Source organism: Scandinavium manionii (assembly GCF_024764775.1).
Lineage (GTDB): Bacteria > Pseudomonadota > Gammaproteobacteria > Enterobacterales > Enterobacteriaceae > Scandinavium > Scandinavium manionii.
The window spans coordinates 608,195-621,415 of sequence record NZ_JALIGC010000039.1; the positions used below are offsets into that span (position 1 = coordinate 608,195).

Genomic DNA, 13,221 nt, shown 5'->3' on the forward strand with positions numbered 1-13,221 from the left:
GGGCGAATAGTAGCGATGCCTGAGCAGCATGTCAAAGCTTGTATGCGCTCCTTGTGTTTGATTGCTGACAATTTCAGCAAAATGCACAAAATTGCTGGAAATTAGCACAATGCGCACTGAGTTGGTGCACCTCGTCCCCTGATGGGGCGTAGCGCAATCTGTTGACGGGTTACTAAAAGCAGCGAAATTATTAGCATCTCTTATTCTGCGGCCTGTGTGGGCCTTCTTGTCCGGTTGGTCAAAAACTGGCAAGCATATTGCAACTCCTCCGACTACTGAATCGCCGGCGTAGGCACTGGCATCCCGAACTGGAGGCAAAATGAACTTAAGACGACTGAAATACTTCGTAAAAATCGTCGATATCGGTAGCCTGACTCAGGCTGCTGAGGTGTTGCACATCGCTCAGCCCGCGTTAAGCCAGCAGGTGGCTACGCTGGAAGGCGAGATGGATCAGCAGCTCCTTATCCGCACCAAACGGGGAGTTACGCCGACGGAAGCCGGTAAAATTCTCTACACCCATGCGCGGACTATTTTGCGTCAGTGCGAACAAGCGCAGATGGCGGTGTGTAATATCGGCCAGACCCTGAGTGGCCAGGTGTCGATTGGGCTCGCCCCGGGTACCGCCGCATCATCCATTACCATGCCGCTGCTTCAGGCGGTGCGTAACGAATTGCCTGAAGTCACGGTGTATCTACATGAAAACAGCGGCACCGTGCTGAACGATAAACTGCTCGGCGGGCAGCTCGATATGGCGGTGCTGTATGAGCGTTCACCGGTGGCCGGGATCACCAGCCAGCAATTGCTGAAAGAAGATTTGTGGCTGGTTGGCACCCGTGATTGTCCAGGGCAGAGCGTGGACCTGGCGGCGATTGCTGAAATGAATCTTTTCCTGCCGCGCGATTACAGCGCGGTGCGGGCGCGGGTCGATGAAGCCTTTTCGCTGCGTCGTCTGACAGCGAAAATTATCGGTGAAATTGAATCGCTCTCGACCCTGACCGCCGCGATTGCCAGCGGAATGGGCGTGACGGTGCTGCCGGAATCTGCCGCGCGTTCGCTGTGCGGTGCGGCTAACGGCTGGATGGCGCGCATTACCACGCCGTCGATGAGCTTACCGCTGTCGCTGAACATGTCGGCTCGTGGGTCGCTGTCACCGCAGGCTCATGCGGTGAAAGAAATTTTGATGTCGCTGGTCAGCCGTCCTTCACTTGAGAATCGCGAACTGCAGATGGTCAGCTAAGCGTTATGCTTTAAAAGCATAAGTTGCGGGTTTTTATTATTTGTTCCCCAGAGGCACAGACTCTAACAATAGCGTTATATCTGCAGGCCTCTGGAGGAAAGGGTGAATTTCCAGCAACTCAAAATTATTCGCGAGGCGGCGCGGCAGGATTACAACCTGACCGAAGTCGCCAACATGCTTTACACTTCACAATCCGGCGTGAGCCGGCACATTCGCGAGCTGGAAGAAGAGCTTGGGATCGAGATTTTCATCCGTCGCGGCAAGCGTCTGCTCGGGATGACCGAGCCTGGCAAAGCGCTGCTGGTCATTGCTGAGCGTATCCTTAACGAGGCGAGCAACGTACGTCGTCTCGCCGACCTGTTTACCAACGACGCTTCTGGTGTGTTGACCATTGCCACCACGCATACCCAGGCGCGTTACAGTCTGCCGCCGGTTATCAAGGCGTTCCGTGAGTTATTCAAAGACGTCAGGCTGGAACTGATTCAGGGCACGCCGCAGGAAATCGACGCGCTGCTGCATAACGGCGGGGCGGATATCGGCATCGCCAGCGAACGTCTGAGTAATGATTCAACGCTGGCGGCATTCCCGTGGTTCCGCTGGCATCACAACCTGCTGGTGCCGGAGGGGCATCCCCTGACTCAAACTGTCCCGCTGACGCTGGAAGCTATCGCCCGCTGGCCGCTGATCACCTACCGGCAGGGCATCACCGGGCGATCACGCATCGACGAAGCGTTTAATCGCAAAGGGCTGGTGCCGGATATCGTACTGAGCGCGCAGGATTCCGACGTGATCAAAACCTACGTCGAGCTCGGGCTGGGGATTGGACTGGTGGCTGAACAGTCTGGCGATAATCAGGAAACAGGTCGCTTGACCCGGCTGGATACGCACCATCTGTTTGACGCCAACACGGTCTGGCTGGGCCTGAAACGCGGCCAGCTTCAGCGCAACTATGTCTGGCGCTTCCTTGAGCTGTGCAATGCGGGCTTGTCGGTCGAGGAGATCAAACGGCAGGTGATGGAACCGGAAGAAGTGGCGATTGATTATCAGATTTAAATAAGCAAAAAGCCCGCTCAGTTTCCTGAGCAGGCTTCTTAAATATGGCTCCTCTGACTGGACTCGAACCAGTGACATACGGATTAACAGTCCGCCGTTCTACCGACTGAACTACAGAGGAATCGTGTGAACGAGGCGCATATTAAAGGGCGACCTTTTTTGTGTCAACACTAAATTTAACTGACTGATTCAATTGCATGAAATAAAGGCAATGTGCCGTTTTAGTGTACTACGCGCAGATTACTGCTTTCATCACTGCCATTTTTACGAATTCGCTGGAGCGGATCCTGATGATAAAAATGACAGAAACGCTGCCACAGCGCGGGAAAGCGTGGGGCAAACAGTTCTGGTGCGCTGAAGAAGTATTCTGAGAGCACGGCGAAACATTCAGCAGGGTCCGTCGCGGCATATGCATCGATGCTGGCAGCACTTTCGCCCACTAAATCAATTTCATCCTGAATGTTGTTCATCGCCGCATGGAGGTCATGTTCCCAGCCTGCGACCTCGCGAAGGGGGATCGGTGGCACGCCGCTGGCGCGATCGCCGTTACGCACATCCAGCTTATGCGCCACTTCATGGACAATAAGGTTAAAACCGGACGCATCGAATGAATCCTGAATATCCAGCCAGTTCAGCACAATCGGGCCCTGTTGCCAGCTTTGCCCCGACTGCACCATGCGCTGGCTATGGATCAGGCCAATATCATCTTCCCACTCGTCGTCGACCACAAACGGGGCAGGGTAAATCAGTACTTCATGGAAACCGTCGAGCCACTCGATTCCGAGAGAAAGTACGGGCAGACAAAACAGCATCGCGATACGCGCCGTTTGCAACGGGGCCAGTTCAAGTCCCTGCAAAGGAACAAGGCGTTTATGCTGCAGGAAACGGTCCGCCAGCTGAGAGAGTCTGAGCTGTTCTTCCGGTGAAAGACTCGCCAGGACAGGAATGGCAAGTGCCTGCTCCCAAGGAATATCCTCGCTAAGGGGAGCGTCATGTGCTTTCCAGGGCCATTTAATCATCGCTTTGCTCGCAAACTCGTCACTTGATATCAATTGAAGGGACAGGGTCTGTTAAAATGCCAAAGAACCTGGCATCATGGCAACCACTCAGCGGAGAGATGCCGGAGCGGCTGAACGGACTAGTCTCGAAAACTAGAGTAGGGGCAACTCTACCGGGGGTTCAAATCCCCCTCTCTCCGCCACTATTCAAACACTTACACCGTTTCGTTTCAGTGACCAAAATCTCATTGATGCAATCTATGAAATTTTGTTGAGATACTCCTTACTTCCTTCGACCTGTTTCCTGATCCAGTATAGTCTCCACGGACTCATCTCTCTGCAGTGCCCGTAACCCAAAGCCAAAAGGCAGAAATGTCTGATGACCCCTCTGCCTTTATCCGCGGGTTGCCTTAGTTGTGCGTAAAGTTAAGCGTCCGTCCGTCGGCAAGCGTTCGGACCTGCCGTAACAGGTCGAAGGAATGCTGCTGGTTAACGCAATTGAACGCATGCGAGCCCTGCCTCGCTAATTGATTAGCCGTCATCGTAAAAGAAATTGGATGACTTATAGGCGTCAATTGCAGCCAGCGGTAGGTCTTCCCTGGCGACTCAAGACCCCAGAACGGTAATTTAAAATCGGAGTAGGTATCGACAGGTGAAAGGGCGGCTGATTTTGATGCCGTCTGCTTAAATGCAGGCACAAAAAAGCCCGCTCGCGGCGGGCCTGATAGGGAAGGCGTCAGTTAGAACTGGTAAATCATGCCAATGCCAACAACGTCATCGGTAGAAATCCCGTTATCGTTGTAGAAATCGTCATCGCCATCCAGCAGGTTGATTTTGTAATCAACATAGGTGGAGAAGTTTTTGTTGAAGTAGTAGTTCGCGCCGATGTCGATGTAGTTAACCAGATCCTGGTCTACGTAATCGATGTTGCCATTGCCGTTAACATTGCCGCCGAGATCTTTGCCCTTGGAGTAAACCCATGCCAGGGACGGGCGCAGGCCGAAGTCGAACTGGTACTGTGCCACGGCTTCAAAGTTCTGGGTTTTATTCGCGATGCCGGCATCACCGTAAGGGGTCATGTTTTCGGTTTCGGAATACATCATCGCCAGGTAGACGTCGTTAGCATCGTATTTTGCGCCAAGTGTCCATGCCTGAGCCTCTTCACCACCCGCATATTTGCTATAGCGATTGTTGCCCGCGCCTAAACCTTGTTGTTCGTTGGTGCGGTCAGAAGACGCGTAAGCACCACCTACGCTAATGCCCATGCCGAAATCATAAGTGGTAGACAGACCGAAGCCGTCACCGTTGTCCACGCGCGCATCGTTGTCACTGCGGTTAGACGTGCCTTCCTGGTCAAACAGACCATCAGAACCTTCGTTCGCTCCCTGGTACTGGATAGCGAAGTTCAGACCATCGACCAGACCGAAGAAGTCGGAGTTACGATAGGTCGCCATACCGTTGCCGCGGCCAACCATATAGTTGTCGGTGTAGGTATAGGAATCGCCACCGAACACGGGCAGCATATCGGTCCAGGCTTCAACGTCATACACCACGCCATAGTTACGGCCGTAGTCAAATGAACCGAAGTCACCGAATTTCATACCAGCAAAGCCCAGACGAGTTGCAGACTGGTTGCTGCTGCCCTCCGTGTCGTTGGCCTGGATGTTGTATTCCCACTGACCGTAGCCAATCAGATCTTGGGTGATCTGGGTTTCACCTTTGAACCCGATACGGACGTAGGTTTCATCGCCGTCGCTACCCGAATTGTCAGAGAACTGGTGACGGGCATCAACTTTGCCATACAGGTCGAGCTTATTGCTGTCTTTATTATAAATCTCAGCCGCATTTGCTGCGCCAGCCAACAGTAAGGCCGGCACGAGAATTGCCAATACATTTCTTTTCATTATACATTCCTTTGAATGGTTTATTTTATGAATGAAAGCAGCGCCATCCAGACGTCAAAATGATAATCGCCACTGAGTTCAGTTTAATTTAAATAAAACGTGTAAGTAAATTATTAAAATCAATTTCGACAGTTTCTCTTTGGTTTTTCATATGTCACTGTAATGAAAGGTTGTTTGTCATTCATGCGGCTTATTTATTGGCTTTTCTGCTTTTGCATTACTGCGATGATGATTGTTTGAAGTATTATTCATTAAATCAATGGATATATTTCAGTTAATCATTTTAGTTATCGTAAAGGCAAAAAAAAACCTGACAATATTATTTTGTCAGGTCTTATTAACGATAATAAAAGTGAGTGCAGTGTAGAAACAACAAAAGGCAGGCGGATATTTTCATGGAGGGGCAGAAAAATAAAGTGTGAAAGCAGACTATTTGCAGAACTGCTATCCTCACGCCTCCATTGCAGAAGAATGAGGGAACAATGACAGTGCAATCCTGGCAACAACGCTTTGAAAACTGGCTGATCCAGCATCACGATAATGACGACGCTGCCCATGATATTTCCCATTTCCGCCGCGTCTGGGCCACCTCTCAACGCCTGGCTGAGGGTGAAAAGGTCGATGAACGCGTCATCCTGACGGCCTGTTATTTTCATGACATCGTCAGCCTGCCGAAAAATCATCCGCAACGCAGCCGTTCGTCGGTCATGGCGGCGCAAAAAACGTTGACCATCCTGCGCGACGACTTCCCCGATTTCCCCGAATCTCTCTATCCTGACGTGGCGCATGCGATTGAAGCGCACAGTCACAGCGCCAATATCATGCCCACCACGCGCGAAGCCAAAATTGTGCAGGATGCCGACAGGCTGGAATCGCTGGGAGCCATAGGTCTGGCACGCGTGTTTACCGTGGCGGGCCGCTTAAATGTTTCCCTGTTCAACGCCGACGATCCGTTTGCTGATTCCCGGCCGCTTAATGATCAGCGATACGCCCTCGATCATTTTCAGAACAAACTCCTTCGACTCCCGGCCACCATGCAAACCGAGCAGGGTAAAGCCCTGGCCGTGCACAATGCCCGCTATCTGGTGCAGTTTATGGCCAAAATCAGTGCAGAGTTACAGGGCGACTATCTGGAATATGATGAGGATATTCTGACGCGTTTTGCGCCGCACGCCTGAGTTCAGCCAGGGAAATTGTGTTACTCTCAGCGTAAATGGTCTGTCCCGGTTACTGAAATGCAGCACACACTTACTCGCACTCTCTCTTCTCAAGACGCGGAATATTCCGGGCCAGACGCACAGGCGCTACTGACTCAGCTGCTGACGATATACGATTTAAAAACCCTCGTGGCAACGCTCAACGCCGTGGGAGAACAGCACTGGAGCCCGGCTATTTTGAAGCGCGCGACCGACAACGGGAAAATCAATCGCCGTCTGGGCGAGAATGAATTTTCCCGGTTGGCGGCGCTGCTGCCGCAGCCTTCCTCGCAACCTACGTCATTTCGATTTATCGATTTGTTTGCCGGCATCGGCGGGATCCGCAACGGCTTTGAAGCCATTGGCGGCCAGTGCGTGTTTACCAGCGAATGGAACAAACACGCCGTTCGCACCTATAAAGCCAACTGGTACTGCGATCCGGCTGAACATCAGTTTAATGAAGACATCCGCGACGTGACGCTCAGCCACAAAACAGATGTCAGCGACAGCGAAGCCGCGGCGCATATTCGTCGCGTTATCCCGCAGCACGACGTGTTGTTGGCGGGCTTTCCCTGCCAGCCGTTTTCACTGGCGGGCGTGTCGAAGAAAAACGCCATGGGTCGGGCGCACGGTTTTGCCTGCGATACGCAAGGCACGCTGTTTTTTGACGTGGCGCGGATCATTGATGCCTGTCGTCCGGCCATTTTTGTGCTGGAAAATGTTAAGAACCTGAAAAGCCACGACGGGGGCAAAACCTTCCGCATCATCATGCAAACGCTGGATGCGCTGGGCTATGACGTGTCTGATTCTGCGGAAATGGGCGCTGACGATCCGAAAATCATCGACGGTCAGCATTTCCTGCCGCAGCACCGCGAACGCATCGTGCTGGTGGGTTTTCGTCGGGATCAGCAGCTGCATCAGGGCTTCACGCTTCGTGATTTACCCGCGCTGTACCCGGAACGTCGCCCCACTTTCGGTGAATTGCTTGAGCCTACGGTTGACGCCAAATTTATCCTCACCCCGGTGCTGTGGAAATACCTGTATCGCTATGCCAAAAAACATCAGGCGCGCGGCAACGGTTTTGGCTACGGGCTGGTGGATCCGACCAGACCTGGCAGCGTGGCGCGCACGCTTTCCGCACGTTATTACAAAGACGGCGCGGAGATCCTGATCGACAGAGGGTGGGACAAGGCGCTCGGCGAGCAGAATTTTGACGATCCGCAAAACCAACAGCGACGTCCACGTCGTTTGACGCCGCGCGAATGTGCGCGACTAATGGGCTTTGAATCGCCGCAGGGTTATCAGTTCCGCATTCCGGTGTCCGATACCCAGGCTTATCGCCAGTTTGGCAACTCGGTGGTGGTTCCCGCATTTGCGGCGGTAGCGAAATTGCTCAAATCCCGCATTTTGCAGGCGGTAGAACTGCGTCAGGCAGAGAAAGCCGATGGCGGACGTTCATAACCCCGCCACAAGAAGCAAAAATATGCGTGCCATCGGCACGCAGAATACCGCCATTGAAAAACGCCTGGCCGCATTGCTGAACGACGCCGGTTTTAATTACACCGTTCAGGATGCGAGCTTGCCAGGACGCCCCGATTTTGTCCTCTCCGAATACTGCTGCATTCTCTTTACGCACGGCTGTTTCTGGCATCATCACGACTGCTATCTGTTTAAAGTTCCCGAAACACGCCCCGAGTTCTGGCTGCAAAAAATTGGCAAAAATGTGGCGCGAGACGCCCGCGATATAGCGTTGCTCCAGGAGCAGGGCTGGCGAGTGCTGGTGGTCTGGGAATGTGCGCTGCGAGGAAAACTGAAACTCAGTGATGCGGCGTTAACGGACAGGCTGGAAGAGTGGATCTGCGGCGGGGAAAGCAGCGCGCAGATCGACACTCAGGGCATTGCGCCGCTGGCGGTTACTTCTCCTGCTCACAAGGCGTAGCGGGCGCACGCACCGGGAACAGGGTTTTGCCGAGCGTCACCAGCACCACCGCGAAGATGATCACGCCCAACGCAAGCCATTCAATAGACGACAGCGATTCGCCGCCAAAGCTGGTACCGAGCAGCACCGCCACGACCGGATTGACGTAGGCGTAGCTGGTGGCGACCGCCGGGGAAACGTTGCGAATAAGATACATATAGGCGTTTATGGCAATCAGCGAGCCGAAAACTGCCAGATAAGTCACCGCCAGAAAGCCTGGCAGCGTCGGCATTTGCGTCAAACGTTCGCCAGTGATAACCGACCCGCACATCAGCACAATTCCTGCCGCCAGCATTTCTACCGCACCGGCCATCATGCCGCTCGGCAGTTCAATGCGTGAGCCATATACCGAACCAAACGCCCAGCTCAGCGAGCCAATCAGGATGAGGACTGCGCCCCACGGATTGCCGCTCAGGTTGCCGCCGCTGTTCAGCAGCACGATACCCGCCAAGCCAATAGCGATGCCGAGCCATTCCAGTTTGCGGGTTTTAATCCCGAACAAATAGCTGAAGCACAGCGCAAAAAGCGGCACCGTGGCGACCATTACCGCCGCAATGCCGGAAGCCACGTGCTGATGTTCGGCAATGGTGACAAATCCATTGCCGATGGCCAGCAGCAGCACGCCAATCAGGGCTGCGTTGAGCAGTGGACGACGAGCGGGCAGTTTATGCCCGGTCAACAGTAAATACGCCATCAGCAGTACACCAGCAGACAGAAAACGCACCCCGGCCATCATCATCGGCGGCCAGCTTTCTACGCCAATGCTGATGGCAAAATAGGTCGATCCCCAGATGATATAAAGTGCAAAAAGCGCGCCAATGAGCGGTAATAGTTGTCTGACTTGCATATATCCTCAAGGCAAAATAAGAAGGGCGCATATAGTTAACGGGAAAACTACCCGTCTGGCGAGCGCTTTAATCAGTGGATTATGTTGTATTTTTGTTGACAGTTTGTATGCGTGGGCGCGCTGCGTCTTTTGCTTCATACTGTAGGGCAAATAGAACCATGAAGAACGGAAGGAGCATCATGTGGCCGGAAGCAGTCTTTTAACCTTACTCGATGATATTGCCACGCTGCTGGACGATATTTCGCTGATGGGCAAACTGGCGGCGAAAAAAACCGCCGGAGTGCTGGGGGATGATTTGTCGCTCAACGCGCAGCAGGTGTCTGGTGTGCGCGCCAATCGCGAGCTGCCTGTGGTGTGGAGCGTGGCGAAAGGGTCATTCCTGAATAAAGTGATCCTCGTGCCGCTGGCGTTGTTAATTAGCGCCTTTTTACCATGGGCCATCACGCCGCTGCTGATGATTGGCGGGGCGTTCCTGTGCTTTGAAGGTGTAGAAAAAGTGCTGCATTCTCTGCACGCGCGCAAGCACAAAGAAGGGCCAGAGGAGCGCAAGCAGCGCCTGGAAACGATCGCCAAACAGGACCCGATGGAGTTTGAGCGGGATAAAGTGAAAGGCGCAGTGCGCACGGATTTCATTCTGTCCGCCGAAATCGTGGCGATTACGCTCGGTATCGTGGCCGATGCACCGCTGATCAACCAGGTACTTGTCCTCTCCGGCATTGCAATCCTTGTCACCGTTGGCGTGTATGGCCTGGTGGGCGTGATTGTTAAACTTGACGACATGGGCTATTGGCTGGTGGAGAAGACCAGCACCATCGCACAGGCGGTGGGCAAAGCGTTGCTGTTTATCGCGCCGTTACTGATGAAAGTGCTGACGGTGGTCGGGACGCTGGCGATGTTTTTAGTCGGCGGCGGGATCGTGGTTCATGGCATCGCGCCTTTACATCATCTCATTGAACATTTTGCCGCGGGGCAGGGTGGCATCGTTGCGCTACTCGCGCCGACGTTGTTTAATTTAGTCTTCGGTTTTGTGGTTGGCGCGGTTGTTCTGACGGGCGTCAACCTGGTGTCGCGGCTGCGTTCAGCTGCGTAAATATTTTTCAGCGACTACGCAAAGCCCGTCATTTTCAGCTATCGTGAAACAGTTTCACTCTGATACCGGAGGCAGTCATGGTCTTTTTGGTCAGTGATGAAGTTAAGCCGAAAATTGGTGGGCCGCGTATGGTTGTCACCGGCTATGCCAGCGGAATGATTGAATGCCGTTGGTATGATGGGTTTGGCGTTAAGCGGGAAGCGTTCCGCGAAGACGAACTCATGCCGGGCGACGGGCGGATTCAAGACGAGGCATAACGACCCCGCCCGGCTCATGCCGGGCGTTTTCGTTGGTCGTGGCTCAGTATCAGGGAATGTCAGGGAGTTTGAGTGCACCACGTAACTCGAGTGGAAAATCCGCGCTGGCTGAATAGACTCAGCCGTTACAGCAACCCGGGTCGGGTGGTGAATGTTTGTTTTTTTATCGTGCTGTTGTTTTCGACGCTATTGACCTGGCGTGAAGTGCGCGTTCTTGAAGACGCCTACATTTCCAGCCAGCGCAACACGCTGGAAAACGTGGCGCATGAATTCAATAACCAGCTGCAAATCAACATCGACCGACTGACGTTTTACCGCAACGGTATGCAGGCAGCCCTTCACACGCCGCTGACTTTCGAAGGGATCAACCGTGCCGACTCGGAGTTTCAGCGCAAGCGCGCACTGCATCAGTGGTCCATTTCTCTGGACAACCGCCGCACGCTACCGGTGCACGGCGTTTCCGATGCCTTCGTCGATGAAACAACCCTCCTCTCTCGCGATAACGCGCTGCTCGGTAACGAACTGACCGCTGCCCTGGAAGTGGGCTATCTGTTGCGGCTTTCTACCACCCTCAAACGCACGACGCAGCAAATGCTGTACGTCTCGCGTGCCGGCTTTTTTATCGCCAGCAATTCGCTCGGCAGCAATGATGATACGGTCGAGCAGTATTACGCCCTGGTTACCAGCCCGTGGTTTACCGCTCAGACTGAACACAATAATCCTGAGCGCGGGCTTCGCTGGCTGAGCTGGATGGACGACACGCCAAAGGGTGAGATACGCCGCGTGGCCGTTTCGCTGCCCGTCGATTATGAACATTACTGGCACGGAGTGCTGGCGATTGAGTTTTCCCTGCCGCAAATGAAGCAGCTGCTGATCACCGCGACGCAGGGTGAAGAGGAAGGCGAATACCGTCTGTATGACCGGAAAATGAATTTGCTTGCCAGTTCTCTGTCGCCGGGTGTCACGCCATCGCCGTTAAGCGAGCCGGAAAAAGCCCAGCTGGCGCAGGCGTTTGAACATGACGACCGCGGCGGCCTGCGCTTTACCACCCGTTATGTGAACTGGGAAAAAATACGCAATTTTGATGGCATCCTGCTGCGTATTCACAATCTTGATGAGGGCGTGCGCGGCGATTTCGGCACGATTTCAATTGCGCTGGGCCTGCTGTGGGTGCTGTTTACCTCGATGCTTATTCTCGCGTGGGTGGTGATTCGCCGGATGGTGCGCAATATGAGTACCTTACAGGAATCGCTGCAATGGCAGGCGTGGCATGACGGCCTGACCCGTTTGTACAACCGCAGTTCGCTGTTCGACCTGGCGGGGAAGGCGGCGAAGCAGAGCGAGGTGCAGGGCCAGTCGGTGTCGGTGATTCAACTCGATCTCGATTACTTCAAAAACATCAATGACCGCTTCGGTCATCAGGCGGGCGATCGGGTGCTGACTCTTGTGGCGAGCACCATCAGCGCGCAAATTCGCGAAAAGGATTTAGCCGGACGCGTCGGTGGAGAAGAGTTCTGTATCGTCCTGCCAGGCGCGTCGCGGGAAGACGCCTGCGCGATGGCAGAACGTATCCGGGGGCGAATTTACGGTCGTGAAATCCTGATAGGCAAAAGCAAGACGCTACGCATCAGCGCATCGTTTGGCGTCAGCAGCAGCGATGAGAAAGGGATGTTTGATATCGAATATCTGCAATCCATTGCCGACGGTCGTTTGTATCTGGCGAAGCAAACAGGGCGCAACCGGGTATGCTGTCAGGATGATGATAGCCAGTGATCCAGCCCTTCATGCCAGCCGTCCGGGCCGCTTTCACGGGTGTGATACACCCGCTCGGGGGCGTTATCCTTCAGTCTGACGCCCTCGCGGTTTAAGCCTTTGACCACTACCGCATAGTCGGTGGTGTCAAGCAGCGGGGCATCATTCGGCCCGTCGCCTAACCCAATGGAAACCCGCCGGAACCCCTCCCTTTCCTGATAGCGGCTCAGTAGCCAGGTAATGGCCTGGGCTTTGCCACCACGCTCATCCAGCACGTGCCAGAACCGCGCGCCCTGAACAAACTGCAGACCCAGGGACGAAAGTGTGGCGGTGAACGCCAGCATCTTCTCGTCAGTATCACGCCAGATGAGGGTTTCGGACGCCTCATGCAGACGAGAGAGCTCCGCGTGCCGCAGATTCATGCCGGTCCATTCGCTGATAGTTTGCTCATTCACGTCCGAAAACGTGGTGAACTTAAAACCGTCCTTTTCTCGTAACTGTTGCAGTATACGCTGGATTTCTTCGTGGGGAGAACCGGTAATCAGGCGTGGATAATCTTCCTCGTCCTGCCAGTCTCCGGCCAGCTGAATCACCGCGCCGTTCTCGGCAATCAGCGGCTGTGTGCCTAGCTCAAGTTCTTTTTGCAGCAGCATCATCTCGACCGCCGTTTTACTGCTGCACAGCACCACCGGCACATTGTGTTGCTTCAGGCGTAGCAGCCAGTCGCGGGCGGGTTCCCATAACTGGGTGTGGCTGTCGAGTAGGGTGCCCTCAACGTCGGTAAACACAATCAGGGGCTGATCCAGTCCGGGCATTACCTCTCCTTAAACGTAAACTCAGGCAAGAAAAATCTTAAATATATTCATGAAGTTTATGAATATTGCTTGTCTTACAAAATAATTGAGGATA

At 53.9% G+C, this 13,221-nt stretch carries 12 protein-coding genes and 2 tRNA genes; 9 read left to right on the forward strand and 5 right to left on the reverse strand.

The features are described from left to right. Positions 1–319: 319 nt before the first annotated feature. Together nac and cbl are read left to right on the forward strand one after the other, a co-directional pair. Positions 320–1,237 carry a nitrogen assimilation transcriptional regulator NAC gene (gene nac / locus MUU51_RS17220; RefSeq protein WP_159775476.1) on the forward strand — a complete coding sequence of 306 codons (918 nt, stop codon included), beginning with the start codon at positions 320–322 and terminating at the stop codon, positions 1,235–1,237. Between the two features lie 102 nt (positions 1,238–1,339). Then, entirely contained in the window at positions 1,340–2,290 is a 951-nt protein-coding gene (cbl, locus tag MUU51_RS17225) for an HTH-type transcriptional regulator Cbl (RefSeq protein ID WP_159775474.1), read from the forward strand. A gap of 45 nt (positions 2,291–2,335) precedes the next feature. Here the strand turns inward: cbl and MUU51_RS17230 are convergent. Then, positions 2,336–2,411 (reverse strand) — tRNA-Asn (locus tag MUU51_RS17230). Positions 2,412–2,511: 100 nt separating this feature from the next. Beyond that, on the reverse strand, positions 2,512–3,309 hold the full coding sequence (mtfA, locus tag MUU51_RS17235) for a DgsA anti-repressor MtfA (protein ID WP_159775472.1): 798 nt from the start codon (positions 3,307–3,309) through the stop codon (positions 2,512–2,514). 92 nt (positions 3,310–3,401) lie between these two features. Here mtfA and MUU51_RS17240 point away from each other — a divergent pair. Beyond that, positions 3,402–3,491, forward strand: a tRNA-Ser gene (locus tag MUU51_RS17240). Between the two features lie 537 nt (positions 3,492–4,028). Here the strand turns inward: MUU51_RS17240 and ompC are convergent. Next, positions 4,029–5,192, reverse strand: coding sequence for a porin OmpC (gene ompC / locus MUU51_RS17245; RefSeq protein WP_258968209.1), 1,164 nt, complete (start codon positions 5,190–5,192; stop codon positions 4,029–4,031). Between the two features lie 482 nt (positions 5,193–5,674). Between ompC and MUU51_RS17250 the strand changes: the two genes are divergently transcribed. Genes MUU51_RS17250 through MUU51_RS17260 form a run of 3 tightly spaced genes read left to right on the forward strand, consistent with a single transcriptional unit; the run spans position 5,675 to position 8,327 of the window. Further along, the gene (locus MUU51_RS17250; RefSeq protein WP_159775468.1) at positions 5,675–6,370 is read left to right on the forward strand and encodes a phosphohydrolase; all 696 of its coding nucleotides are present in this window, start codon (positions 5,675–5,677) and stop codon (positions 6,368–6,370) included. 57 nt (positions 6,371–6,427) lie between these two features. Beyond that, the gene (locus MUU51_RS17255) at positions 6,428–7,849 is read left to right on the forward strand and encodes a DNA cytosine methyltransferase (RefSeq protein ID WP_159775466.1); all 1,422 of its coding nucleotides are present in this window, start codon (positions 6,428–6,430) and stop codon (positions 7,847–7,849) included. Further along, positions 7,833–8,327, forward strand: coding sequence for a very short patch repair endonuclease (locus tag MUU51_RS17260; protein ID WP_258968210.1), 495 nt, complete (start codon positions 7,833–7,835; stop codon positions 8,325–8,327). The genes MUU51_RS17255 and MUU51_RS17260 overlap by 17 nt, the downstream gene beginning before the upstream one ends. Here MUU51_RS17260 and yedA read toward each other — a convergent pair. Continuing rightward, complete coding sequence (yedA, locus tag MUU51_RS17265) at positions 8,302–9,213, reverse strand: drug/metabolite exporter YedA (RefSeq protein ID WP_258968211.1); 912 nt, start codon at positions 9,211–9,213, stop codon at positions 8,302–8,304. The two genes, MUU51_RS17260 and yedA, sit on opposite strands and share 26 nt — an antisense overlap. A gap of 181 nt (positions 9,214–9,394) precedes the next feature. On the opposite strand from yedA, the gene MUU51_RS17270 reads away from it, so the two are divergent. The 3 genes from MUU51_RS17270 to dgcQ all read left to right on the forward strand — a co-directional run bounded on the left by MUU51_RS17270 (position 9,395) and on the right by dgcQ (position 12,333). Continuing rightward, positions 9,395–10,303, forward strand: a complete 909-nt coding sequence (locus MUU51_RS17270) for a DUF808 family protein (protein WP_159775461.1) — start codon at positions 9,395–9,397, stop codon at positions 10,301–10,303. A gap of 77 nt (positions 10,304–10,380) precedes the next feature. Next, complete coding sequence (locus tag MUU51_RS17275) at positions 10,381–10,560, forward strand: YodC family protein (RefSeq protein ID WP_125351967.1); 180 nt, start codon at positions 10,381–10,383, stop codon at positions 10,558–10,560. Between the two features lie 90 nt (positions 10,561–10,650). After that, positions 10,651–12,333, forward strand: a complete 1,683-nt coding sequence (gene dgcQ / locus MUU51_RS17280; protein WP_258968256.1) for a cellulose biosynthesis regulator diguanylate cyclase DgcQ — start codon at positions 10,651–10,653, stop codon at positions 12,331–12,333. Here the strand turns inward: dgcQ and MUU51_RS17285 are convergent. Beyond that, a complete protein-coding gene (locus MUU51_RS17285) occupies positions 12,312–13,127 on the reverse strand; it encodes a mannosyl-3-phosphoglycerate phosphatase-related protein (RefSeq protein ID WP_159775459.1) in 816 nt (271 codons plus the stop codon). The genes dgcQ and MUU51_RS17285 overlap by 22 nt on opposite strands. Positions 13,128–13,221 lie beyond the last annotated feature (94 nt).